At 62.8% G+C, this 24,992-nt stretch carries 22 protein-coding genes; 14 read left to right on the forward strand and 8 right to left on the reverse strand.

From position 1 onward, the window contains the following. Window positions 1-58: 58 nt before the first annotated feature. The 11 genes from MKD49_RS03995 to MKD49_RS04045 all read left to right on the forward strand — a co-directional run bounded on the left by MKD49_RS03995 (window position 59) and on the right by MKD49_RS04045 (window position 10,624). Window positions 59-889: a mechanosensitive ion channel family protein gene (locus tag MKD49_RS03995; RefSeq protein WP_088757255.1), complete on the forward strand. Its 831-nt coding sequence runs from the start codon at window positions 59-61 to the stop codon at window positions 887-889. Between the two features lie 133 nt (window positions 890-1,022). Continuing rightward, window positions 1,023-1,943 carry an oxygen-dependent coproporphyrinogen oxidase gene (gene hemF, locus MKD49_RS04000; protein ID WP_252695533.1) on the forward strand — a complete coding sequence of 307 codons (921 nt, stop codon included), beginning with the start codon at window positions 1,023-1,025 and terminating at the stop codon, window positions 1,941-1,943. Beyond that, window positions 1,943-2,611 carry a nicotinate-nucleotide adenylyltransferase gene (locus tag MKD49_RS04005; RefSeq protein WP_252695534.1) on the forward strand — a complete coding sequence of 223 codons (669 nt, stop codon included), beginning with the start codon at window positions 1,943-1,945 and terminating at the stop codon, window positions 2,609-2,611. Before hemF ends, MKD49_RS04005 begins: the two co-directional genes overlap by 1 nt. Then, window positions 2,611-3,372 carry a ribosome silencing factor gene (gene rsfS, locus MKD49_RS04010; protein ID WP_034336324.1) on the forward strand — a complete coding sequence of 254 codons (762 nt, stop codon included), beginning with the start codon at window positions 2,611-2,613 and terminating at the stop codon, window positions 3,370-3,372. Before MKD49_RS04005 ends, rsfS begins: the two co-directional genes overlap by 1 nt. Continuing rightward, window positions 3,372-3,842, forward strand: a complete 471-nt coding sequence (gene rlmH, locus MKD49_RS04015) for a 23S rRNA (pseudouridine(1915)-N(3))-methyltransferase RlmH (RefSeq protein WP_039784406.1) — start codon at window positions 3,372-3,374, stop codon at window positions 3,840-3,842. Before rsfS ends, rlmH begins: the two co-directional genes overlap by 1 nt. A gap of 57 nt (window positions 3,843-3,899) precedes the next feature. Beyond that, window positions 3,900-4,514 (forward strand): nucleoside triphosphate pyrophosphatase, encoded by a 615-nt coding sequence (locus MKD49_RS04020; RefSeq protein ID WP_209534144.1) that lies wholly within the window; start codon window positions 3,900-3,902, stop codon window positions 4,512-4,514. Next, window positions 4,511-5,974 carry a ribonuclease G gene (rng, locus tag MKD49_RS04025; RefSeq protein ID WP_034336330.1) on the forward strand — a complete coding sequence of 488 codons (1,464 nt, stop codon included), beginning with the start codon at window positions 4,511-4,513 and terminating at the stop codon, window positions 5,972-5,974. The genes MKD49_RS04020 and rng overlap by 4 nt, the downstream gene beginning before the upstream one ends. Before the next feature lie 32 nt (window positions 5,975-6,006). Further along, window positions 6,007-6,639, forward strand: coding sequence for a hypothetical protein (locus MKD49_RS04030; RefSeq protein ID WP_252695535.1), 633 nt, complete (start codon window positions 6,007-6,009; stop codon window positions 6,637-6,639). Between the two features lie 173 nt (window positions 6,640-6,812). Further along, complete coding sequence (gene msbA / locus MKD49_RS04035) at window positions 6,813-8,543, forward strand: lipid A export permease/ATP-binding protein MsbA (RefSeq protein ID WP_252695536.1); 1,731 nt, start codon at window positions 6,813-6,815, stop codon at window positions 8,541-8,543. Window positions 8,544-8,558: 15 nt separating this feature from the next. Beyond that, a complete protein-coding gene (locus tag MKD49_RS04040; protein WP_252695537.1) occupies window positions 8,559-9,659 on the forward strand; it encodes a glycosyltransferase family 9 protein in 1,101 nt (366 codons plus the stop codon). Beyond that, window positions 9,656-10,624, forward strand: a complete 969-nt coding sequence (locus MKD49_RS04045; RefSeq protein WP_039784400.1) for a glycosyltransferase family 8 protein — start codon at window positions 9,656-9,658, stop codon at window positions 10,622-10,624. Before MKD49_RS04040 ends, MKD49_RS04045 begins: the two co-directional genes overlap by 4 nt. Window positions 10,625-10,800: 176 nt before the next feature. Here MKD49_RS04045 and MKD49_RS04050 read toward each other — a convergent pair whose 3' ends face one another. The 5 genes from MKD49_RS04050 to dnaE form a co-directional block, all read right to left on the reverse strand. Continuing rightward, on the reverse strand, window positions 10,801-11,934 hold the full coding sequence (locus tag MKD49_RS04050) for a glycosyltransferase family 9 protein (RefSeq protein ID WP_121043273.1): 1,134 nt from the start codon (window positions 11,932-11,934) through the stop codon (window positions 10,801-10,803). Between the two features lie 106 nt (window positions 11,935-12,040). Beyond that, window positions 12,041-13,042 carry a glycosyltransferase family 8 protein gene (locus MKD49_RS04055; RefSeq protein WP_252695538.1) on the reverse strand — a complete coding sequence of 334 codons (1,002 nt, stop codon included), beginning with the start codon at window positions 13,040-13,042 and terminating at the stop codon, window positions 12,041-12,043. Between the two features lie 45 nt (window positions 13,043-13,087). After that, complete coding sequence (locus MKD49_RS04060; protein WP_252695539.1) at window positions 13,088-13,879, reverse strand: glycosyltransferase family 25 protein; 792 nt, start codon at window positions 13,877-13,879, stop codon at window positions 13,088-13,090. Further along, complete coding sequence (locus MKD49_RS04065; RefSeq protein WP_158601270.1) at window positions 13,876-15,186, reverse strand: O-antigen ligase; 1,311 nt, start codon at window positions 15,184-15,186, stop codon at window positions 13,876-13,878. Before MKD49_RS04065 ends, MKD49_RS04060 begins: the two co-directional genes overlap by 4 nt. Window positions 15,187-15,410: 224 nt before the next feature. Next, window positions 15,411-18,869 (reverse strand): DNA polymerase III subunit alpha, encoded by a 3,459-nt coding sequence (dnaE, locus tag MKD49_RS04070; RefSeq protein WP_252695540.1) that lies wholly within the window; start codon window positions 18,867-18,869, stop codon window positions 15,411-15,413. 220 nt (window positions 18,870-19,089) lie between these two features. On the opposite strand from dnaE, the gene MKD49_RS04075 reads away from it, so the two are divergent. Further along, window positions 19,090-19,971, forward strand: coding sequence for a sulfurtransferase (locus MKD49_RS04075; protein WP_252695541.1), 882 nt, complete (start codon window positions 19,090-19,092; stop codon window positions 19,969-19,971). Window positions 19,972-20,058: 87 nt separating this feature from the next. Here the strand turns inward: MKD49_RS04075 and MKD49_RS04080 are convergent, their stop codons facing one another. After that, on the reverse strand, window positions 20,059-20,634 hold the full coding sequence (locus MKD49_RS04080) for a flavodoxin family protein (protein WP_039784374.1): 576 nt from the start codon (window positions 20,632-20,634) through the stop codon (window positions 20,059-20,061). A 117-nt stretch (window positions 20,635-20,751) separates the two neighbouring features. Continuing rightward, window positions 20,752-21,453: a pirin family protein gene (locus tag MKD49_RS04085; protein ID WP_134223117.1), complete on the reverse strand. Its 702-nt coding sequence runs from the start codon at window positions 21,451-21,453 to the stop codon at window positions 20,752-20,754. Window positions 21,454-21,602: 149 nt separating this feature from the next. Here MKD49_RS04085 and MKD49_RS04090 point away from each other — a divergent pair, with 149 nt between their 5' ends. Together MKD49_RS04090 and gluQRS are read left to right on the forward strand one after the other, a co-directional pair. Beyond that, entirely contained in the window at window positions 21,603-22,541 is a 939-nt protein-coding gene (locus MKD49_RS04090; protein WP_252695542.1) for a LysR substrate-binding domain-containing protein, read from the forward strand. After that, window positions 22,538-23,422, forward strand: a complete 885-nt coding sequence (gene gluQRS / locus MKD49_RS04095) for a tRNA glutamyl-Q(34) synthetase GluQRS (protein ID WP_252695543.1) — start codon at window positions 22,538-22,540, stop codon at window positions 23,420-23,422. Before MKD49_RS04090 ends, gluQRS begins: the two co-directional genes overlap by 4 nt. Window positions 23,423-23,446: 24 nt before the next feature. Here gluQRS and MKD49_RS04100 read toward each other — a convergent pair whose 3' ends face one another. Further along, window positions 23,447-24,919, reverse strand: coding sequence for a DEAD/DEAH box helicase (locus MKD49_RS04100; RefSeq protein ID WP_134136717.1), 1,473 nt, complete (start codon window positions 24,917-24,919; stop codon window positions 23,447-23,449). Between the last annotated feature and the right edge of the window lie 73 nt (window positions 24,920-24,992).

The following is a 24,992-nucleotide window of genomic DNA, read 5'->3' on the forward strand; positions in this document are numbered from 1 at the left end:
GTTTCCGGGCAGCATGCCCCCGCCACGACCCGCATTCCCAGAAGAAAAGGACATATCGATGCCAGACCACCTGCTCAATTTTGAAACTTTGATCAACCTCTACCTGGTGCCTTTCGGGCTCAAGGTGATTGCCGCCATCGTCATCTGGATCGTCGGCGGCATGTTCATCAACACGCTCTCCAAGATCGTGCGCCGCGTGCTGACCGCGCGCCAGTTCGAGACCACGCTCATCAACTATGCCAGCTCGGCCATGCACGTCATCCTGCGCATCCTGCTGGTGATGGGCATCCTGGAAGTGTGCGGCATCCCGACCACATCCTTTGCGGCCATGATCGGCGCAGTCGGCGTGGCCCTGGGTGTGGCCTGGTCGGGCCTGCTGTCCAATTTTGCGGCCGGCATCTTCCTGGTGGTGTTGCGTCCCTTCAAGGTGGGCGACTACATCACCGCCGCCGGCCAGACCGGCACGGTCTCTGACATTGGCCTGGTGACCACCATCATCACTACCGACAACAACCTGCGCGTGATCATCGGCAACAACAAGCTGTTCTCGGAAAACATCATCAACTACAACGTCAACGCCACCCGCCGCACCGACCTGCGTTGCCAGATTGCCTACAGCGTCGATCCGCAGCAGGCCATCGCCAAGCTTTCCGAACGCATCAAGGCCATTCCCAACGTCTTGCAGACGCCGGCACCGGGCATCGTGATCCAGGAATTCAATGCCACCGGCACCCTGATCGCCCTGCGCGTGCATGCGCCCACGCCCAATTTCGGCCAGGTCTACAACGACGTGCAGAACGCCATCGCCGAGGTCTGCCTGAAGGAAGGCTGGCCGGCGCCGGCGACTTATCAGGTGGCCGTACCGCTGGCCCAGCCGCCGCAAAACTGAGGCCTTTGCCCCACAACGCCGGTCCGGCATCGCCTGCGGACCGGCTTTTGACGCCCCAGCCGGGGGCGGTCAAGGTACAATGGCGGGTTGGAACGCATTTCCGTCCAGTAACCGTGTACCAGAGCGACCCGCCGTGACCACCCATTCCAACGCCGCCACCAACACCGCTGCCGTCAAGGCTTACCTGCAGGACCTGCAACAGCGCATCGTCGCCGCGCTGGAAGCCGCTGATGGCAAGACTTTCCTGTCTGATTCCTGGGAACGCCCTGAAGGCGGTGGCGGCACCTCGCGCTTGCTGGAAGAAGGCAACCTGCTGGAGCGCGGCGGTGTCGGCTTCTCGCACGTGATGGGCAAGAACCTGCCGCCCTCGGCTGCGGCCAACCGCCCGCAACTGGCGGGCCGCGCGTGGGAAGCGATGGGCGTGTCGCTGGTGCTGCATCCGCGCAATCCCTACGTGCCGACGGTGCACATGAACGTGCGCTTCTTCACCACCCATGCGGAAGGCGAAGAGGCCGTCTGGTGGTTCGGCGGCGGCATGGACCTCACGCCCTACTACGGCGTGAAGGAAGATGCAGTGCACTTCCACCGCACCTGCCGCGATGCGCTGCAGCCCTATGGCGAGGACTTGTATCCGCGCTTCAAGAAATGGTGCGATGACTATTTTTACCTGAAGCATCGCAAGGAGCCGCGCGGCGTCGGCGGCATCTTCTTCGATGACTTCAACGCCCTGCCCTTCGAGCAGGCCTTCGCCCTGCAACGCAGCGTGGGCGATGCCTTCCTCGACGCCTATCTGCCCATCGTGGCGGCGCGCCGGGAAACGCCTTATGGCGAACGTGAACGCGACTTCCAGGCCTATCGCCGGGGGCGCTATGTGGAATTCAACCTGGTCTTCGACCGGGGCACGCTGTTCGGGCTGCAATCCGGCGGACGCACCGAGTCCATCCTGATGTCCATGCCGCCGCTGGTGAAGTGGCGCTATGACTGGCATCCCGAGGCCGGCAGCCCGGAAGCGGCGCTGTATTCGGACTTCCTGGTGCACAAGGAATGGCTGTAATGGCGCCGCCCGCGGCGCAACGCTGCATTGCCGTGCTCGGCGGCAGCTTCGATCCGGTGCACAATGGCCATGTCCTGCTGGCCGAGCATTTCGTGCAATTGCTGCAGCCCGATGAGCTGCGCGTCATCCCCACCGGCAATCCGTGGCAGAAGCACGGCCTGCAGGCCGAAGCGGCGGACCGGGTGGAGATGGTCAGGCGCGCATTCGGCCAGCAGCAGGTACCGGTGGTCATCGATGAGCAGGAAATCCGCCGCTCCAGCGCGACCTATACCATCGATACCCTGCGCGCACTGCGCGCGGAGCTGGGGCCGGAGGTGTCGATCGTGTTCCTGATGGGCGCTGATCAGTTGCAGCACCTGGACACCTGGCAGCACTGGCAGGAATTATTCGAGTACGCGCATTTGTGCGCGGCCTCCCGGCCCGGCTTCGCGCTGGCCGATGCGCACGTGCCGCCGGCCGTGCGCGACGAATTCAAGCGGCGCAGCGCTGCGCCGCAAGAGATCCGCAGCACCACGCACGGATACGGCTACCTGGCCCTCGGGCTGGCGGTCGATATCTCGTCGACTGAAATCCGTGCCCAGCTGCAACGCGGCACCCGACCCGATTCGCTGATCCCGGGCAGGGTGCTAGACTATATCGAACAACAACATCTGTACCGAAATTCATAATGGACATCAAAAAACTGCAAACCCTGGTCGTGGACGCTCTGGAAGACGTCAAGGCGCAAGAAATCCGCATCTATGACACCTCGCACCTGACCTCCCTGTTCGACCGCGTGGCCATCGCCTCCGGCACCTCGAACCGCCAGACCAAGGCGCTGGCCGCCTCGGTGCGCGACAAGGTCAAGGCCAAGGGCGGCAACGTCGTCAGCGTCGAAGGCGAAGACACCGGTGAATGGGTGCTGGTCGACCTGGGCGACATGATCGTGCACATCATGCAGCCGGCCATCCGTACCTACTACCGTCTGGAAGAAATCTGGGGCGACAAGGAAGTCAAGCTGGGCGCGGCCAAGCGCACCGGCACTTCGGCTGCCGCCAAGCGCGCCGCCGTCGACGAAGCCCCGGCCCCCAAGACCCGCCGCACCCGCGCCCAGGCGGAAGCCGTCGAAGCCAGCCAGGCCCTGGACGACGACGAGGACGCACCGAAGAAGCCGGCCCGCAAGCCGCGCGCGACGACCACCAGCACCACCGGTACCCGCGCTGCTGCCGGCACGACCCGCACCACCCGGACTACCGGCACCAAGACCACGGCGGCCAAGACCACCACCACCCGTGGCACGGCAGCCGGCAGCAAGACCACCACCACCAAGGCTGGCACCACCCGCAAGGCCGCTGCGCCCAAGACCCCGACCGGCAAGACCGTGCGCGTGGCGCCCGCCAAGAGCGAGACCGCCAAGAAGCCGGCCGCCAAGCGCACCAGCAAGGCTTGATGCAGCTGGTCATCGCGGCCGTCGGCCACAAGATGCCGGCGTGGATAGAAACCGGCTTCCAGGAGTATGCCAAGCGCATGCCACCGGAATGCCGGATCATCCTCAAGGAAATCAAACCCGTCGAACGCTCCGGCAGCCGCACGGCCGAAACCGTGATGGCGCAGGAGCGCGAGAAGATCGAAGCGGCGCTGCCCAAGGGCGCGCGCGTGATTGCCCTGGACGAACGCGGGCGCGACTGGACTTCAGTGCAGTTGTCTCAGCAGTTGGAGCAATGGCAGCAGGATGGACGCGACGTGGCCTTCGTCATCGGCGGGGCTGACGGGCTCGATCCCGGCTTCAAGGCCGGCGCCGATACGCTCATCCGCATCTCCAGCATGACCTTGCCGCATGGCATGGTGCGGGTGATGCTGGCCGAGCAGCTCTATCGTGCCTGGTCGATCACGCAGAACCATCCGTATCACCGCGCCTGACGGCGTCCACCGCCGGATTCCGGCCTCCCGGTACCGGCTCTTGACATCCCTGGCTCAATGAAACAAGCGGACCACAAAATCTACCTCGCCTCGAAAAGCCCGCGCCGCCGCGAACTGCTGCGCCAGATCGGCATCGATTTCGAACTCATGCTCTCTGACAAGGAAGTCGACGAGAGCGTCCTGCCCGGCGAAGCCCCGCTGGACTATGTCGCCCGCGTCACCCGCGCCAAGCTCGACAGCGCCCAGCAGACCATGATCCTGCGCCAGCTGCCGCATCGTCCGCTACTCGCGGCCGATACCACCGTGGTGGTGGACGACCTGATCCTGGGAAAACCGGCCGATCACGATGAAGCCGTGCGCATGATCACCCTGCTCTCCGGCCGCACCCACCAGGTCCTGACCAGCGTGGCCGTGGGCCTGACCCTCGGTGTGGAAACCGAGGTCTGGCAGATCGTGCAGCAGTCCGACGTCAGCTTTGCGCCCTTGACCGAAGAAGCCATTGCCGCCTATTGCAATACCGTCGAACCCTACGACAAGGCCGGCGCGTATGGCATCCAGGGGCTGGCCTCGGTCTTCATCAGCCATATCGTGGGCAGCCATTCCGGTATCATGGGGCTGCCGCTCTTCGAGACGGCTCAACTATTACAACAAGCGGGCGTTCGCATCCTATGAGCGAAGACATCCTCATCAACATCACGCCGCAGGAGACGCGAGTGGCGCTGATCCTGCAAGGCGCCGTGCAGGAACTGCACATCGAGCGCACCCTTTCGCGCGGCCTGGCCGGCAACATCTACCTCGGCAAGGTGGTGCGGGTGCTGCCGGGCATGCAATCGGCCTTCATCGACATCGGCCTGGAGCGCGCCGCCTTCCTGCACGTGGCCGACATCTGGGAAGCCCGTCCGCACGACGGCCAGAACGCGCCGGCCATTCCCATCGAGAAACTGCTGCACGATGGTCAGACCATCACGGTGCAGGTCATCAAGGACCCCATCGGCACAAAGGGGGCGCGGCTGTCCACGCAGATCTCGATTGCCGGGCGCATGCTCGTCTACCTGCCGCAGGACAAGCACATCGGCATCTCCCAGCGCATCGAGAACGAAGCCGAGCGCGAACTCTTGCGCAGCAAGGTGCAGGCGCTGCTACCGCCGGAAGAAAAAGGCGGCTTCATCATCCGCACCATGGCCGAAGATGCTTCCGACAGCGACCTGCAGATGGACGTGGAATACCTGCGCACCACCTGGGCCACCATCATCAAGCAGGCCAAGACCAAGCCGGCGCCTACTCTGCTGCACCAGGATCTGTCGCTGGCGCAGCGCGTGCTGCGGGACTTCGTCTCGGACCAGACCGCCACCATCCAGGTCGATTCGCGCGAGAACTTCCATATGCTGCAGGAGTTCGGTGCCATCTATACGCCCTCGGTGCTGCCCAAGCTGATGCACTACCGGGGCGAGCGTCCGCTGTTCGACCTGTATGGCGTGGAAGAGGAAATCGAGCGCGCCCTGGGCCGCCGCGTGGACCTGAAGTCGGGCGGCTACCTGATCGTCGACCAGACCGAAGCGATGACCACGATCGACGTCAACACCGGCAGCTTCGTCAACGGCCGCAACTTCGACGACACCATCTTCAAGACCAACCTGGAAGCGGCGCACGCGATTGCGCGCCAGCTGCGGCTGCGCAACCTGGGCGGGATCATCATCCTCGACTTCATCGACATGGAGAGCACGGAGCACCGCCACGCCGTACTGGCCGAGCTGGGCAAGGCGCTGCAGCGCGACCGCACCAAGATCTCGGTCTCGGGCTTCTCCACGCTGGGGCTGGTGGAGATGACCCGCAAGCGTACCCGCGAATCGCTGGCCCACATCCTCTGCGAGACCTGCCCGGCCTGCAAGGGACGCGGCCAGGTCAAGACGCCGCGCACGGTGTGCTACGAGATCCTGCGCGAGGTCATGCGCGAGGCCAAGCAGTTCAATCCGCGCGAATTCCGCATCCTGGCGTCGCAGGTGGTGGTGGACATGTTCCTGGAAGAGGAATCGCAACACCTGGCCATGCTGGGCGATTTCATCGGCAAGCCGGTGTCGCTGCAGGTGCAGAGCGATTATCAGCAGGAGCAGTACGACATCATCCTGATGTAATCAGCACAGGCGTTCATAGACAGTACCCAGCGATGTCCAACGATCTTTTCCACTTTGTTTATCTGAAACCGCGCGATTTTGCGCTGCACGGTACCAGCATTGACCAATGGCTCAGCCAGGCCGAACCAGGCGAGGCTCCCGTTCAGGTGACAGCGGACACGCCGGAGATGCTGGCACAGGTCACCAACGGCAGCCGTAACGGATGGATGGCGGCAATCATCGAAGAGTTGGCCCAAGCCAGCGCAATCAATGACCTCAGGGTGCTATACGGTGCCGAGGACATCGCGTATGCGTGGGAAGCTCCTGATACGTGGGAAAACGATGCAGGCGAGATCACCGAGTGGTCCCGCTGGAAAGCGATAAAGCTGCAGGATCAGGCCCTTCCCACTCTGGCCGAGGCCATTACGCGCTTGTTCGACTGGTCCAGCGCACATGTGGACGAACTGGCGGAAGACACTTTCAGCGATTTATGTTCTGCCGATGAATTGGCCGACGACATCCACCAACCAATCCTGACCAGCGCTCCGGCGAGCGATCCACGTGTGCGGTATGGAGAGGACGGCGAAGGCTCACATTGTCTCTACTCGTTTCTGCATTCCCTGCGCCAGCTATGCATGAATGCACGGAACAAGGGTGAAAGCGTATTGCTGATCGTACAAACTTGAAAGAACACCAGGTCAGGCCAGATGTACCAGACTTTGCCTCCTCAGCAGTCACAGATCCTCTTCCTTAACGCCAGATAACGCGCCAGTGCATTTCAAGACGCCCCTGAGGCCGGTGAACACGGCATAATCTCTGTTTTTCGAACTCTGCATCACCTGCAAGCAAGGAATACCCCATGCTGTCCAACAACATAAAGCGTCTGGCCGCGCTGCACTGGCCCTACAAGAAGCGCCTGGCGCTGGCTTTCCTCGGCATGATCGTGACCGCCGCCACCGAACCGGTGGTGCCGTATATTTTCCAGGTGCTGCTGGACAAGGGCTTCGTGGGCAAACCCACGTTCTCGCTGTGGCTGGTGCCGGCAGCGGTGATCGGCATCTTCCTGATCCGCGGCATGGCCACCTTTACCAGTACTTACATGATGACCTGGGTCTCGACCCGCATCCTCAACGAGCTGCGCCGCCAGATGTTTGCGCGCATGCTGGACCTGCCCATTCACTTCTATGCCACCAACACGGTCGGCAAGGTCATCAACTCGATGATGTTTGAAGTGCAGCAGATCATCGACATGGTGACCAAGGTCTTCACTTCCATCCTGCGTTCCGCCCTGACTGTGCTGGGCCTGCTGGGATGGCTGCTGTACCTGAACTGGACCCTGACCATCGTGACCCTGGTCCTGCTGCCGCTGGTCTCGATCGTGGTACGCGCCACCGGCAAGCGGCTCAAGAAGCTCAACCGTGATTCCCTCGCCGTGAACGCCGAACTGACCCAACTGATCGAGGAAACCACGCGCGCCCAGCAAGTGATCAAGATCTTCGGTGGCCACGAATACGAAAAGAAGCGTTTCCACGACCGTGCCGAAAACCTGCGCCGCTATACCATGCGCATGACTGCGGCATTTTCCTCGACCGTGCCGATCACGCAGCTGATGACGGCCTGTGCCGTGGCCATCGTGATCGTGATGGCGCTGATCCAGTCCGGCAATGGCCAGATCACCGTCGGCGGCTTCGTCTCCTTCATCACCGCCATGCTCATGCTGCTGGCCCCGCTGAAGCAGCTGGCCGAAATCAATGGCCCCCTGCAGCGCGGCATGGCCGCTGCCGAAGAAGTCTACAAGCTGATCGACAAGACTCCCGAGCGCGTCACCGGCGAGGCCCTGCAGCAGCGTGCGCAGGGCGAGGTGGAGCTGGTCGATGTGAGCTTCTCCTATCCCGGCCACGAGCAGCAGGCACTCAAGAACATCAACCTGCGCGTACGCGCCGGCGAGACCGTGGCCTTCGTCGGCATGTCCGGTGGCGGCAAATCGACGCTGGTGAGCCTGCTTCCCGGCTTCCATTCGGTGACCGCCGGCAAGATCCTGCTGGACGGCCGCGACATCGAATCGATCTCGCTGCTGAGCCTGCGCCAGCAGATCGCCATGGTCAACCAGAACACCGTGCTGTTCGACGACACCCTGGCGGCCAACATCTCCTATGGCGACCAGTCGCCCGATCCGGCGCGCATCCTCGCTGCCGTGGAAGCCGCGCACCTGACCGACGTGGTGCAAGGCCTGCCGCAAGGCATGGAGACCCGCATCGGCGACAATGGCTCGCGCCTGTCAGGCGGCCAGCGCCAGCGCGTGGCGATTGCCCGCGCGATCTACAAGGATGCTCCCATCCTGATCCTCGACGAGGCCACCTCGGCCCTCGACACCGAATCCGAACGCGCGGTCCAGGCCGCGCTGGAACGCCTGATGCAAGGGCGCACCACCTTCGTCATCGCGCACCGCCTGTCGACCATCGAGCGGGCCGATCGCATCGTGGTGCTGGTGCACGGACAGATTGCCGAGATCGGCAATCACCAGCAGCTGCTGCAACGCGATGGCGTGTATGCCAACCTGTACCGCCTGCAGTTTTCACAACAAGCCTGATCCGTGCCGACGGCCATGCCCACTCAACTGATTCCCCAGGACCTGCTTCGCTCATCGGACAGGATTCTCTTCGTCGCCCACCTTGCCATCGGCGACTTCACCTATCTGCAGAATTTCTTCAAGGCCTTCGCCGCGCAGAACCCGCAGCTCAAGATCGACCTGTGGGTCGATGAAGTCAGGCGCACCGGCGATGCGTCCAAATGGGAGTTCCTGCGCAAGTATTCGCTCTACGACTGGCTGGCGGCTTGCCCCTTCTTCAACCAGGTCTACACCCGCACCTACAGCCCGGCCCTGCTGGAGGAGTCGGTGGCCGAAGCGCAGGCGGCGCACTATCCGATCGTGGTCTCGCTGGCCACCCTGCGGCCGCACCAGTACGCTGCGCTGGCGCGCCGTCTGTCGCCGCAGGGCATGGTGATCGGCATGCAGGACCGCATCCGTTTCTACCAGCCGCATCACGTCCTCGCCTACCGCAAGCTGGATGCGGCGATCCCCCGCTACCGCGCGGCGGACGGGCAGCATCACATCACCGACGTGTATGCGCACTGGTTCCGCCAACTGAGCGGTCTGGAAGTGGATGCCGCTGCGCGCATGCCCTTCGTGGAGATTCCGCAGCAGTGGCGCGAGGAAGCACAGCAACGCCTGGCGAGCTGGGGCTTTGACGACGGGCAGCGCAAGCTGGTAGTCATCAATCCCTATGCCAAGACCAAAAAGCGCTGCTGGAGCCTGGCCCAGGTCGGCCAGCTGATCAAGGCCATGCAGGCGCTGCCGCAATGGGCGCAAAGCGATTTCGTCATCAACGCCGTGCCGCAGGAATTGCCGCACGCACGGCAGGAGATCGCGCGCCAGCAACTGGAGCGCACCGTACTGTTCAGTGCCGAAGAGAATTTCTTCCAGCTGCCGGCACTGCTGGAGCAGGCCGATCTGATCATCTCGGTAGAGACCGCCGTGATGCACCTGGCCAATGCGGTCCACGTGCCGGTGATCGCCCTGATGCGCCAGAAGAATCCGGAGTGGGTGCCCTATGATGCGGCCCACAGCACCGTGGTCACCACGCAGGCGCGGCGCGACTGGGTCGAGCGCATCTCCGTTGAACAAGTCCTGAAAGCCATCGCATGAGCCAGTCCGAGCACGCCGACGCGGGCCCGTCGTTCCACATCGCCTTCTGTGTGGACAACAATTATTTCCGCGCGATGGGCGCGACGATCGCCTCCATCATCGCCAACAATCCGCAGCGGCGCTTCACCTTCCACGTGCTCACCTTTGCCGCCTCCGAGCAGCATCGCCAGCGCCTGCAGGAACTGGAGCAGAACCCGCTGGTGCAGACCCGCCTGCATCTTCTGGAGACCAGCGACTTTGCGCAGTTCGAGCACTTTCTGAAGTCGTCCTATTATTCGCTGTCGATCTTCACCCGTCTGGTCATCCCCACGGTACTGCAGGACGTCACCGACCGCGTGCTCTACCTGGACGCCGACATGCTGTGCGTGGGCAGTCTCGACGGGCTGGCCCAGCTGGACATGCAGGACGACATCGTCGCGGTGGCCCCCGATCATCCGGCCACCACCGAGAAGCGCTGTGCCGCCCTGCAGCTGGCCGATCCGCGCTACTTCAACAGCGGCATGCTCTACATCAATATCCCGCGCTGGCAGGAAGCGAAGATCACCGAGCAGGTGATGCAGGTGTTGCTGGACAATACGCAAACGCTGCGTTTCATCGATCAGGACGTGCTCAATATCGTGCTCAACGGACGCGCCCGCTACATCAGCCGCAACTACAACTATCTCTACGACATGGTGCACGATCTCAAGAGCAACGAGACGCGCATGCGGCCGGTGGGCAAGGCTGTCATCATCCACTTCGCCGGACCGATCAAGCCCTGGTCGGCCTGGACCGGGCACGAAGCCACGCGCCTGTTCGCGCAGTACCACCAGCTCTCGCCGTGGCGGCAGATGCCCGCCGACGAAGCGCCCACCAACAGCACGGAAAGGCGCATGCATTCACGCTTCCTTTATCGCCAGGGCAAGTATCTGCAAAGTCTGGTCTGGTTCGTCCGCTACCTGCGCAAGCATTCGCGCAAGCGCTGAGCGGCGGGGCCGCGTCGGCAGACCGGTCATCCCGTCACCGCCGCCTCAACGCCACATCAAACACCCCTCAACACAACATTAAGCCCGCATTAACGCTGTCTTGAACAGCATTAATGCGGGCTTAATGCCGGCTTGATGCTGGCGTGATGCAGCGTAACTGCCTGCATGACACCGTATCAGGCCGCGAACAGCTGCTGCACCGGTGGCCAGGCGGCGAGATGGTCGATGACCTGCTCGGTGGTGATTTCCTCCACCCCGCCTTTGGGCGTGGCAACCCAGATCACCGTGCTGTTGTCCTGATCGATGGGCGTCCACTCGGGACTGGTCCGGCGCATCAACGCCAGTACCGGCACGTGCACCGCGTTGGCCAGGTGCATGACGGCGGTCTCCACCGAAATCACCAGCTGGCAGCGCGCCAGCATGGCCGGCAGCTGGAAAAAATTCTGGTCGGCGCTGAACAGATGCAGGCGCGGCGACTGCACGGCGGCGAGGCGGCGTTCGGCGTCGGCCAGCGCTTCCGGTACCACATTGACGACGAAGTGAACCTCCTCCCATCCCGGCCTGGATTGCAGGCGGCGGGCCAGATCGAGGATGCGGTCCAGTGACCAGCTGCGCTCGGGGGCCTTCGAAAAACCGTTGACGAAGATCAGCTTCTGCTGCGGGCCGACACCCCACTGCTGCAGTTGTTCGCTGCTCCACGCGTGCCACTGCGGCGGAATGTCGACGAACGGAAAACGCTCCGCCGGCGCAATGGTGATCCCGAACAGGGTCTCGAACCAGCCGGCATAGATATCGCTGATGTGGCGTGCGCCCTTCTCTTTCTTGGGATAGGCCGGGATCACGGCATCCAGCTTGCGGTAGGCGAGATATGTCCGCACATCCATGAAATGCACGGGCTTGGTCTGGCCGGCCACGAAGCCGTGCGGCGAAAGCTTGCGCGCCAGGCGCGCATAGGCCGGACGCCGCAGCAAGCCCAGCGAGACCACCAGCGGATAGGCTTCGGCCTGCGCACGCCCGATTGACTGTTCCAGCAGCGCGGGACTGTAGGTCTCGTCGTAGATGCGCTCGATGAAGCTGCACTCGCGCAGCCAGTCATAGATCGCATAGCGTTTCAGGTGGGGCCATTGCGAAGCATCGTCGGTGCGGCGCAGCTCGTCCACCCAGACATGGATGCGCAGATGCGGATAGGCCTGCGCGAGGGCGCGCAGCGAATTCTGCAGGTAGGTGAAATCGCCCAGCGCCAGATGCGCAATGATGAGGATCTTGTCGCTCTGCTGCAGCAACTGCGGCGGAATGTGAGTCTGTGGCATAGGCTTGCTCAAAAGGGTTCGCGAGGGATCACAGGGGATCACGACGGCCGGCACGCGCACCGGAACCGGAGAGGGAGGGCCGGAAGCCGCCGGCGCAGAGGCGTCATCATTTGCCCGCCCGGCCGGCAAGGCCGAACTTGTGGGCCAGGTAGGTCGCGTACCATGCGAGCCAGCCACCCCATTGCTTCTTCTTCCTCAGGAAGCCGGCATACATGCGCATCTCCTTGTAATGGCGCGGCGCGTCCAGCGGCGTGCCGGCCCAGGGCGACAGCGCCAGATACTTGGAGAACAGTTCGCGCGAGGGATGCAGGTTCCAGGCATGCCAGGGCTTCACGCGTCCGGTGAAATGCAGGAACACGGCAGGACCGGGCAGCCAGGTATCGAACTGGCCGCCATTGAGCATGAACTCCAGGTTGTAGCGGAAATTCCAGCACGGCTCGATGTAACGCGCACGCCCGGCCAGCACGATGTTGAGTGCATCCTGATCGGGGAATACCAGCTTCTGGCCATGCTGCACGATGGCCTGCATCACCTGTGCGGTGATGTCATTGGCGATCCAGTTGGCGACGTTGATGTAAAGCACGCCGGAGTTGAAGTATTGATCGGCCGGAAGCTGCAGCGCGGCGCAGCGGTTGCGCACGGTGGTCTCCAGATGGTCGCTGACCACGGCTACCACATCGTCGCGCAAGTCCAGAGCCCGCAGGCCGGCGATGCTGCCCGTGCAGAGGATGTCGGCATCCAGGTACAGCACTTCGCGCGCCGTGTCCTTGAGCACTTCCGGAATCAGCAGGCGCGTGAAGACGGCCGGCGAATACTGGGAGTGGCGCGAGAACTGGTAATACTCGGCGAAGCGGTCTTCATCGATCAGGTGGAAGACGATTTGCGTTCCATAGCGCTGCTCCAGCGCCTGGTACTTCTGCCTGACGGCCTCCGGCACATCGGGCGCGAGGACATGGAAGACGAAGGCTTGGTCGCGGTTGTTTTCCAGGATGGACGTGATCGTGACACCAGCATAGCGAAAGTAACGCCCGTCGATGCCGAAGGCGATGTGGAACGGTGCGTCCCCGGACTGCGCGGGCGACACCGGCATCTGGTCGATAGTGCTCATAGGCTCTTGTTGCATGAATTCCCGCAGCGGCCGGGCAAGGGCCGGTTACCAGGTTTCCTTTTGCGTGGCCACGCGCAGGAAGGGTCGGACGAACAGCTGATAGATGAACTTCTTGTAGAGGTAGCGATGCAGGTAATACATCAGCCCGCCGCGTGGATACAGTTCCATCCGGGCCACGCGGTCAGTGTTCAGGTTGGAATCCTGGGCCAGCGTGGTGAGGCCGATGCAATACGGCAGCAAGGCCTTGAGACGGATGAATTTCTTTTCCTTGAAACGCTCCCAGCGATCGGCTACGAGCCAGATCGGGAACAGGTTCTCCGAGAGCTTGCGCGCCGCCCCCAGCGTGAGGAAGTAACCATGCGCATTCTTGTTGCCGCCATAGGTGCTGACCAGCTTGTGGCTGTCATCGAGCTGGATCATGCGATTGCGCGAATACTTTTCCACGTAGTTCAGCATCACCACCTGTGATACCTCGGCCGGATACATCTGCGCCAGCCGCGGCAGCAGGCCGGGTACCTGGTCATTGAGACGGGCGTCATCTTCCAGCACCAGCGCGTGGCTGATGCCCTGGCGCACCATCTCGCAATACACGCCATGATGACTGAGCGCACATCCGATCTCGCCCCGGGTCAGGTCGTGCGATTCCTCGATGGCCCGGGCGCGGTCATAGCGCACGCTCAACTCTTCCTCCGACAACAGGCGGCCATCGACCGCCGGGAAGATGGTATGCGGGATCTGCAAGCGATCCAGCTGGGCCGAGATGGTCTCGCGCCGCGCCATGTCGGTGGCGAGATTGATGACGAAGCAGTGGACGGCAGGCGTATTGGAGGTATTCATGTGTTGGCCAAAGCACCGGATGGACGGGAATCAGCGGCATCGCGAGCGCTACCCTGGCGGGTGGCGGCACGCTGCTGCAGCGTGGACTGTATCAGAGGCGCAGCCAATGTCGCCAATGCGATGCAGTAGAAGGTATAGCTCAGGCCCCAGAAGAAGCAATCGGTGAGCCCGAAGATGACGTAGCCCATGATCAGCATCACGCCCCCGCCGGCATAACGGCGCAAGCAGGCATCCTCATGCCGGAGGTAGCGCCAGAACAGCACGGCCGGTGCCAGATAGGTCATCAGGATCGCCAGCAGCCCGAGCAGGCCCATGGTGGACATGTTGAACAGCACGTCATTGTGCGAATGATAGAAGCCGCTCGCGGCGGCCGGGGTGATGATCTTGCGCTCCTTCAATTCCCTCAGGCCGGCGGTGAATTTGCCGGGACCCACGCCCAGCAGCGGGTGCTCCGTGAACAGCACCATCGAACCGTGCCACAGCTGGAAACGGGTGCCCAGCGAGGTATCCAGATCGGTTCCGCTGCGAAAACTCGCGGTCTCCGTTTCAACCTGCAGGAATCTGGATTTCACCATGGGGCTGGACCAGGCCAGCACCAGGGCACCGGTCAGCAGCACTGCCGCCACCACCGTCGTCACGTAGCGCTTGTTGGGCTGCCACAAGTAGCTGGCAAACAGTCCGAGGAAAGGAATGGCGATCCAGCTGCCGCGCGCCTGCGACAGATAGGAGGCATACATGCCCGCCAGTGCCGCCACGATCCGCAGCACGCGCCAGGGCCATGATTCGGACTGCGATGACGTTGACGTAGCCACTGATAGCATGCCCAGCAGCAGCACGATATTGGAAAAGACGATGATGGGCGCACCGTGGATGTTGTTGCGGTTCTCGCCCCCCTTGGTTGCCACGAAGATCAGGACAGCCCCCACAATGGCCCCCAGTACATAGCCCGCCTGCGCCACCTTCACCTGGCGCGGCGAGAGGGAGAGCAACATCCACAGCATCAGCGGAAACACCGCCAGCCGCGAAGGTTCATCGAAGACCTTGGGCGAATTGAAGCCATTGAAACCGGCGCCGATCACGGTGGCGATGAACAGCGCAGCCATGCCGAGATGCACGTACCAGTAGCGCCTCATCAGTTCCTTGAACGGGACACGATGGCGGCGGACCAGGAATACGTGAACCAGCGCACAGACCAGCAACAGATAAAAACCGGCGTTGCCACCCCGCGTCATCATCAACAGGGCAGGAAAGACCAGCAACAGCAACAGTGTGACAAATGCATCGAACAAGCTGAGACCGAATTTCATACAAGTGTAATTATGAGTTATCCAAGATCGATTTTTCTTGCATCGGCCTGCGGACTGCATCGCGAGACTGCATGAAACGGCTCACGCGCTGAAGCCCGCCTGCACATCAAGCGGATCACCGGCTATCCCCCCAGACAGCCGGCAGTTCCGCCTTGCGGCCCTGCGCGCAGGGCCTGCATCGCCAGCGGAAGGGACTGCCCCCTGCGGCCGGCTTTGGTTCAGGTTCAATACTCGACCACCACCGCTTCCTTGCCAAACGAGGCCACCAGCGTCGACTGCAGGCTGTCGCTGGGATTGACGCGCCAGGCATCGCCCAGCACCACTTCGCAGGCGGCATCGGACTGGCGGTATTTCATCACGAAGGGCAGGCCCTGCTCCTGGCGATGCGCGGCCAGCGTGTCACGCAGGTGGCTGGGGTCAACCGCCTTGTTGATCGACACCACCATGCGTACCCCGTACTGGATACGCGCCGCGCCCAGGTCCATGACCTTGTCGGCAGCCACCCGCAGGCCGCCGTTGAAACGGTCTTCCGACACCTTGCCCGAGACCACCAGCAATTCATCTTCCTTGATGAGGTGCTTGAAGGGCTCGAACAATTCGTTGTAGATCGTTGCCTCGATCACGCCCGTGCCATCGTCCAGCGTGCAGATCACCAGCTTGCCGCGCTGGGTCATCTGCACCCGCACGCCGGTGATGATGCCGGCCAGGCTGCGCGGTTCCCACGAGGGTTCGAGGCTGGCGATCTTGGTGCGCACGAAGCGGCGCACTTCCTTTTCGTAAGCCGAGAACAGGTGGCCGGAGAGATAGAAGCCCAAGGCGCCCTTTTCTTCCGTCAGGCGCTGCTTGTCGCTCCAGGCGGGCACCTGCACGTATTCCAGCGGCGCTTCCAGGTCGCTGTCGTCGCCACCGAAGAGGCTGACCTGGTTGGCCGATTTCTCGGCCTGCTCGGCACTTTCCCAGGCCAGGTTGACCGAGGCCTGCAGGATGGCACGATCGACCTTGAAGCAGTCGAAGGCACCGGCGCGGATCAGCGAATCGATGGTGCGGCGGTTGATTTGCTTCTTGTCCACCCGCTTGGCGAAGTCGAACAGGTCCTTGAAGGGGCCGCTCTGGCGCGCCTCCAGGATGGCTTCGATGGCGTTATGCCCGGCCCCCTTGACGGCGCCCAGGCCATAGCGGATCTGGGTGGCCTTCTTGCCCGGCTCGCCCACCGGCATGAAGCGGTAATCGGACTTGTTGATGTCCGGCGGCAGGATGGCCAGCTTGCAGATGTCGATCGAGTCTTCGATCAGGATCTTGACCTTGTCCGTGTCTTCCATGGCCAGCGACAAGTTGGCGGCCATGAACGCGGCGGGGTGATGCGCCTTCAGGTAGGCAGTGTAATAGGACAGCAGCGCATAGGCGGCGGCGTGCGACTTGTTGAAGCCGTAGCCGGCGAACTTTTCCATCAAGTCGAAGATTTCATCGGCCTTGGCCTGGTCCAGCCCGTTCTTGGCCGCGCCTTCGCGGAACAGTTCACGGTGCTTGGCCATTTCCTCGGCCTTCTTCTTGCCCATCGCCCGGCGCAGCAAGTCGGCGCCGCCCAGCGAGTAGCCGCCGATCACCTGCGCCATCTGCATCACCTGCTCCTGATAGACCATGATGCCGTAGGTCTCGGAGAGGATGCCCTCGGTACGCGGGTCAGGATAGTCGAAGGCTTCGCCGTGCTTGCGCTTGCAGAAGTCGGGGATCAGGTCCATCGGGCCGGGACGGTACAGCGCCACCAGGGCGATGATGTCCTCGAAGCGGTCAGGACGCGCATCCTTCAACATGCCTTGCATGCCGCGGCTTTCCAGCTGGAACACGGCGACCGTCTTGGCCTTGGTCAGCAGTTCGTAGGAGGGCCGGTCGTCCAGCGGCAGCTTGGCCAGGTCGAAATCGGCCATGGCCGGATCGAGCATGCGGATGTAGCGCACTGCCCGGTCGAGGATGGTCAGCGTGGTCAGGCCCAGAAAGTCGAACTTCACCAGGCCGACGGCTTCCACGTCGTCCTTGTCGTATTGCGAGACCACGCCGGAATCGCCACCCTGGGTGTAGAGCGGGCAGAAATCGGTCAGCTTGCCGGGTGCGATCAGCACGCCACCGGCGTGCATGCCGATGTTGCGGGCGATGCCTTCGACCTGCTGGGCCAGGCCCATCAGCTGCTTGACCTCTTCCTCGTTCTCCAGCCGCTCCTTCAGGAGAGGCTCTTCCTCGATGGCGTCGGCCAGCGTGACCAGCTTGCCCGGCTTGAAGGGAATCAGCTTGGAGATGCCGTCACAGAAGTTGTAACCCAGGTCGAGTACGCGGCCCACGTCGCGCACCGCGCCCTTGGCGGCCATGGTACCGAAGGTGGCGATCTGCGAGACCGCCTCCTTGCCGTAACGATCCTTCACATACTGGATGACGCGGTCGCGGCCTTCCTGGCAGAAGTCGATGTCGAAGTCGGGCATCGAGACGCGTTCGGGGTTCAGGAAACGTTCGAACAGCAGGTTGTAGCGCAGCGGGTCCAGATCGGTAATCAACAGGCAGTACGCCACCAGCGAGCCGGCACCGGAACCCCGGCCGGGGCCGACCGGCACGCCATTGTTCTTGGCCCACTGGATGAAGTCCGCCACGATCAGGAAGTAGCCCGGGAACTTCATCTTGATGATGGTGTTGTTCTCGAACTCCAGGCGCGCTTCATAGCGCGGGCGCTGCTTCTCGCGTTCGGCTTCGTTGGGGAACAGTTCCTTCAGGCGGACTTCCAGCCCGGCCTTGGTCTGGGCCACCAGGAAGTCGTCGATGGTCATGCCGTCCGGCGTAGGGAAATCCGGCAGTTGCGGCTTGCCCAGCTGCAGCACCAGGTTGCAGCGTTTGGCGATTTCCACGGTATTGGCAATCGCGCCGGGCAGGTCGGCGAACAGCTCAGCCATCTCGGCCTGCGACTTGAAGTATTGCTGCTCGTTGAAGCGGCGCACGCGGCGCGCATTGGCCATGATCTCGCCTTCGGCGATGCAGGTGCGGGCTTCGTGCGCGATGAATTCTTCCGGGCTCTGGAACTGGATCGGATGCGTAGCCACGCACGGCAAGCCCAGCTTGGCGCCCAGGGCCACGCTCTGGCGCACCTGCAGTTCCATGTTGGCCTGGCCGGCGCGTTGCAGTTCCAGATAGAACGCACCGGGGAAGATCTCGGACCAGCGGCGCGCGCAGGCTTCGGCCTGGGCCAGGTTGCCATTGTCGATGGCCTGGCCGATGTCGCCCATGGCCGCACCCGACAGGGCGATCAAGCCATTGCCGCCTTCCTGGTGGCGCAGTGCATCCAGCCATTCCATGCGGACTTCAGCACGGCCCTTGTACTGGTTGGTGAGCCAGGCTTGGGACAAGACTTCACATAGCTGCAGGTAGCCATGACGGCTTTTGATCAAAACCAGCAGGCGGAAGGGTTTTTCGCGGTCGGCGTCGTTGGTGATCCAGAGGTCGCAGCCGGCGATGGGCTTGACGCCCTTGCCGCGCGCTTCCTTGTAGAAACGCACCATGCAGAACAGGTTGGCGAGGTCGGTCACCGCCAGGGCGGCCTGTCCATCCTTGGCGGCGGCCTTGACGATGTCGTCGATACGCACCAGGCCGTCCACGATGGAGTACTCCGAGTGCATACGGAGGTGTACAAATTGCGGGGTAGTCATAGGGTAGCCATTTTACCGGAGCTTGTGCCCCTGACCGATTCCGATTGCTCCCGATTTGTGAGAAATATGAAGACTTTACACCTGCCCTTTCTGCCAGATCCTCCCGGCGTGCCTTGATCTGCATCAGAGAAGCCGCAGGCTCCGGCCAAATAACTGCGGCGAGCCGGGGTGCACGGTTATAATGCTGACGATTCAAAGACTTACAGTTGAGTACGCCATCATGCAGTCCCCGCAGACCCCCTACGTCAACATCGCCGCCTACAAGTTCATCAGCTTCGATGACACCGCTGAAAAGCGTCCGGCCTTCCTCGAAATTTGCCAGAAGAACAATCTTCGTGGCACCGTGATCCTGAGCCCGGAAGGCATCAACCTCTTCCTGGCCGGCCTGCGCCATGAAATCGACGCCTTCCTGGCCTGGCTGCGCGCCGATGCGCGCTTTGCCGATCTCACGGTCAAGGAGAGCTTTTCCGAGAAGCAACCCTTCACCCGCATGCTGGTGAAACTGAAGGCCGAGATCATCACCATGAAGCATCCGCTGATCAAGCCGGAGCTGGGCCGTGCGCCTTTCGTGGAGCCGAAGGAACTCAAGCGCTGGCTGGACCAGGGCCATGACGACGAAGGCCGTCCGGTGGTGATGGTGGATACCCGCAATGGCTTCGAGGTGGATGTGGGTACGTTTGACAACACGGTGGACTACCGCATCAGCAAGTTCACGGAATTCCCGCAGGTGATCGAGGAGCACAAGGCCGATTTCGAGGGCAAGACGGTCGTCACCTTCTGCACCGGCGGCATTCGTTGCGAAAAGGCCGCGATTCATATGCAGAACATCGGCTATGACCATGTCTACCAGCTCGAAGGCGGCATCCTGAAGTATTTCGAGGATGTCGGCGGTGCCCATTACAACGGCGACTGTTTCGTCTTCGACTATCGCACCGCGCTGAGCCCGGAGTTGAAGGAAACCCAGACCGCCCAATGCTTCGCCTGCCGCGCCGTGGTCACCCCGCGTGAACAGCTGTCGCCGGATTATGTGCCGGGCAAGTCCTGTCCGCATTGCGCGCCCAAACAGCGGGCGGCGCAGGAAGCCAGCTCTGCAGCAGCCTGATTGCAGCGCGCTCTGGCAACGAAAAAGCCGACCCCTTGCGAGGTCGGCTTTTTTACATCTTCACGACTTGCGTCGATGAGATGAAGATTATTTCTTGAACTTGGCAGCCGTTTCAACCACGCGCGCACCGAACAGCTTGGCGGTTTCCAGGTCACCCGGCAGCGGGCCTTCTTCCGGCGAGGAGTCCGACGGGCTTTGCGCCATCAGGCCCGAGAAGGAACCGACGAAGTTGATGTCATTGCGCTGGGCAGCCTTGCTGTTGGCAGGCATCAGGCCGGTACCGACCCAGATCATGCTGTGCTGCATGCCCAGCGTGAACAGGTAGTGCAGGGTCGAGAGCTTGTCGCCGTTCATGGTGGCCGAGTTGGTGAAGGCGGCACCGACCTTGTCCTTCCATTTCTGGCTGAACCAGGGCTTGGAGGAGGCGTCGGCGAACTTCTTGAACTGCCAGGACACGGTACCCATGTAGGTCGGCGAACCGAAGATGATGGCGTCGGCCGCGTCCAGGCTGGCCCATTGTTCATCGGTAATGGTGCCTTCAGCGCTGATGGCGATCAGCTCGACATCGGCACCGGCAACGCCGGCCGCGCCAGCCTGCACGGCTTCGGCCTGCTTCTTGGTATGGCCGTAGCCGGAGTGGTAAACGATGGCAACTTTGGTCATGACGAAATTCCTTCTCTAGAGAGTGAAGTGACGCGGGGAAAACCGCCGGTGTGATCGGTACCGGCGGGTTGCTACTGCAAACTGCCTACTGCATTACTGAGTACGGCGCGCTCAAGATCAGCGCGGCAGGTCGAACAACAGGACTTCAGCCTTCTCGCCACCGCTGATCTCGATGCGGTCGACCGCACTGAGCTTGACGGCATCGCCCGCCTGCAGGGCCTGGCCATTGACGCTGATCTTGCCACGGGCCACGTGCACATAGCCCAGGCGGCCCTGCGGCAAGGTGTACTCGGCCGCTTGTGCGCCGTCGAACAGACCGGCGTAGAGCTGGGCATCCTGGTTCATGCTGACCGAACCTTCACGGCCATCACGCGAAGCCACGAGGCGCAGCTTGCCGTCCTTGTCGGCGGCTGAAAAGTGCGCTTCCTGATAGCCCGGCTCGGCGCCGGCGCGGTCCGGCATGATCCAGATCTGCAGGAAGTGCGTCGTGCCATCCTGGGAGTGGTTGTACTCCGAGTGGCGCACGCCCGTGCCGGCACTCATGCGCTGCACATCACCGGGACGGATCACGCTGCCATTGCCCATGCTGTCCTTGTGCGCAAGTTCACCTTCGAGCACATAGGAAATGATCTCCATGTCACGGTGGCCATGGGTACCAAAGCCCTGGCCTGCGGCCACGCGGTCTTCGTTGATCACCCGCAGCGGACCGAAGCCCATGTGCTTGGGATCATAGTAGTCCGCGAAGGAAAAGCTGTGATACGAATCCAGCCAACCGTGGTTGGCGTGGCCACGATCGTTCGCTTTGCGAAGTTCCATCATGTCAACACCTCTTTCTTGAGTGGGACCAAACCGGAATTGATTTGGTCAAAATGTTTGTCGATGGCGTCACTATAGTGGCTAACTTTTATGCAGATAAGGTCTAAAATCCGTAGTGTTCGTTCAAAAAATTTAAACAAGCGGAGCAAGACGTGAACCTGACCCTGGAATCCCTGCTGATCCTTGACATGATCGACCGCAAGGGCAGTTTTGCCGCGGCCGCCGTGGCCCTGGACCGGGTGCCCTCGGCCCTGACCTACAGCGTGCGCAAGCTGGAGGATGACCTGGATGTGCTGCTCTTCGACCGCCGCGGTCACCGGGCCCAGTTGACACCGGCGGGCCTGCAATTGTTGCAGGAAGGCCGTCATCTGCTGCTGGCTGCCAGCGACCTGGAGCAGCGCGTCAAGCGCACCGCCACCGGGCGCGAAACGGAACTGCACATCGTGCTCAACAGCCTGATTCCTTTCGACAAGATGCTGCCGGTGATCGAAGCCTTTGACCGTGAAGAGTCCGGCACCCGCCTGCGCTTCACTCCCGGTGTACTGACCGGGGCCTGGGAAAAGCTCATCGAGGGCCGCGCCAACCTGGTCATCGGGGTGACCCTGGACGGGCCGGAAGTGGTGCGCACCAGCGGGCGCTTCCAGATGCAGGAGCTGGGGGCGGTGGACTGGGTGTTTGCAGTGGCGCCGACGCACCCGCTGGCCTCGGCCACCGAACCGCTGTCGGCAGAGCTGGTGCGCAGCCACCGCGCCATTGCCGTGGGCGACAACAGCCAGTCCCTCCCCACACTGACCATGGGCCTGCTGTCCGGCCAGGAAACGCTGACGGTGGCCACCGTGGCCGACAAGTTGCAAGCCCAGCTGGCAGGCCTCGGTTGCGGCCATCTGCCGCGCATCTGGGCCGAGCCCTATCTCGGCACCGGCGCACTGGTAGAAAAACAGACCTTGGCAGCCAAACCCAATGACAACTTCATGGTGGCCTGGCCCAAGGCCGAGCAGGGCAAGTCGCTGAAGTGGTTCATTCAGCACCTGGCACAGCCGCACGTGCGGCAATCGCTGATCGGACCGATATCCATGCGGGATCCGGCATGAGCGGCGAAGCTTATACAGGACGCTTCGCGCCCTCACCTTCCGGTCCGCTGCATGCGGGTTCGCTGGTGGCGGCACTGGCCAGTTACCTGGATGCACGCGTGCACAACGGCCGCTGGCTGCTGCGTATCGAAGACATCGACGAGACCCGCACCGTGCCCGGCGCAGCAGACGACATCATCGCCACCCTGGCGGCACTGGATATGCACTCTGACGGACCGATTCTGGTGCAGAGCCAGCGCAAGGCACGCTACCAGCTTGCACGCGAGCATCTGGGCGCACTGGCCTATCCCTGCGGCTGCAGCCGCAGGGAAATCGCCGATTCGAGGGTGGGCACGGCCAGTGACGGTGCTGCGCTTTATCCGGGCACCTGCCGCCACGGGCTGGCCCCCGGCAAGACACCGCGCACGCTGCGGCTGCGCGTGCCCGATACCGGCCAGCCGGGCGAACTGGTGCAATTCACGGACCGCTGGCTGGGGCCGCAGGCCCAGCACCTGGCCTCGGAAGCCGGGGATTTCGTGCTGCAGCGGGCCGATGGCTTCTGGGCCTATCAGCTGGCGGTGGTGGTGGATGATGCAGAACAGGGCGTCACCGACATCGTGCGCGGGGCCGACCTGCTGGACTCGACGGCGCGGCAGATCTACCTGCAGGGCCTGCTGGGCTATGCGACGCCGCGCTACCTGCACGTGCCGCTGTTGATGAATGCGTCGGGGGAAAAGTTTTCCAAGCAGAACGGCGCCCAGGCACTGGACCTGGGCCAGCCGCTGCAAGCCTTGCAGCAGGCGGCGGCCTTTCTTGGACTGGACACGGGCGCGGCCCGCGACAGGGAAGGATTCTGGACATTGGCGCTCACCGGCTGGCGAGCGCGTTTCGGTCCGCGCTGAGAAAACGGATCAGCGCTTGCCGGATCAGCGCTTGGGCATGCCGCCCAGCAAGGCGGCGACCTTGGGCTTGGGACGGTTGTTCTTGGGCAGTTCCGGCTTGGTGGAGACGGTCTCGGTGGCGCTGGGCTCATAGGGCTTGAGGAACCAGGGATCAACCTTCTCGCGGCGTCCCGACGGGGCTGCGCCGTCGCGGCTGCTGCGGCTGCGCTCGCCACGGTCACTGCGTTCGCCACGCTCGGCGCGTTCGCCCCGGTCGCTGCGCTCGCCACGTTCCGAACGTTCACCGCGTTCACCCCGGTCAGCGCGCATGCGCGGCGCAAAGCCAGTCAGCTCTGCACGCTCGAATTTCTTCTTGATCAGCTTTTCGATATCGACCAGCAGGCGCTCATCCTTGTCGCAGAACAGCGAGATGGCGTCGCCCGAGGCACCCGCACGGCCGGTACGGCCGATGCGGTGCACGTAGTCTTCGGCGTTGTAGGGCAGGTCGTAATTGATGACGCAGGGCAGTTCGGCGATGTCCAGCCCGCGTGCGGCCACGTCGGTGGCCACCAGCACTTCGATCTGGCCTTGCTTGAAGGCCTCCAGGGCGGCCATGCGCTCGGACTGGGTCTTGTCGCCGTGGATGGCAGAAGCCTTCACACCTTCGGCCAGCAAAGTGCGCGCCAGGCGCGACGCGCCGATCTTGGTATTGGAGAAGACGATCACTTGCTTCAGTTCGCGCTGGCGAATGATGAAGCTGACCGCATCCGCCTTGGCAGCTTCCTCCACCTTGTAGATGGTCTGGCTGACGTTTTCTGCCGTGGCATTGCTGCGCGCGACCTCGATGGTCACCGGGTTGTTCTGGAAGCTGGCGGCCAGCTTCTTGATCTCGGGTGAGAAGGTGGCCGAGAACAGCAGGTTCTGGCGCTGCTTGGGCAGCAGGTTGATGATGCGCTGCAGGTCTGGCAGGAAGCCCATGTCGAGCATGCGGTCGGCTTCGTCCATGACCAGGATCTGGGTCTGTGACAGGTTCACCGTCTTTTGCTGCACGTGGTCCAGCAGGCGGCCCGGGGTGGCGATGACGATTTCAACGCCAGCACGCAGGGTGGCCGTTTGCGGTGCCATGTCCACGCCGCCGAAGACGACGGTGGAGCGCAGCGGGGTAAAGCGTGAATACGCCTTCACATTGTCGGCAACCTGGTCGGCCAGCTCGCGGGTCGGGGTCAGGATCAGGGCGCGCACCGGGTGGCGGGCGGGCGAGGCACTGTGGCTGGCATGGGCCAGCAGGCGCTGGATGATCGGCAGCGAGAAACCGGCGGTCTTGCCGGTGCCGGTCTGGGCGGCGCCCATCACGTCACGGCCTTGCAGCACCACAGGAATGGCCTGGGCCTGGATCGGGGTCGGATGGACGTAGCCTTGTTCGGACAAGGCTCGCAGGATATCGGGCGAAAGGCCGAAATCTTCAAAACGGACGGCAGGGGCAGCCGGTGCTGCGGACGCGGACGTGGTGTCGGACATGGTTTATTGCGAACGGTGCGACAGCGCCGCGGCAGCCGCCAGGCGGCTCCGGTGCATGGGGTGCATGCGCACG

The organism is Herbaspirillum sp. WGmk3 (assembly GCF_023952535.1).
In the GTDB taxonomy this organism is placed as follows: domain Bacteria; phylum Pseudomonadota; class Gammaproteobacteria; order Burkholderiales; family Burkholderiaceae_D; genus Herbaspirillum; species Herbaspirillum huttiense.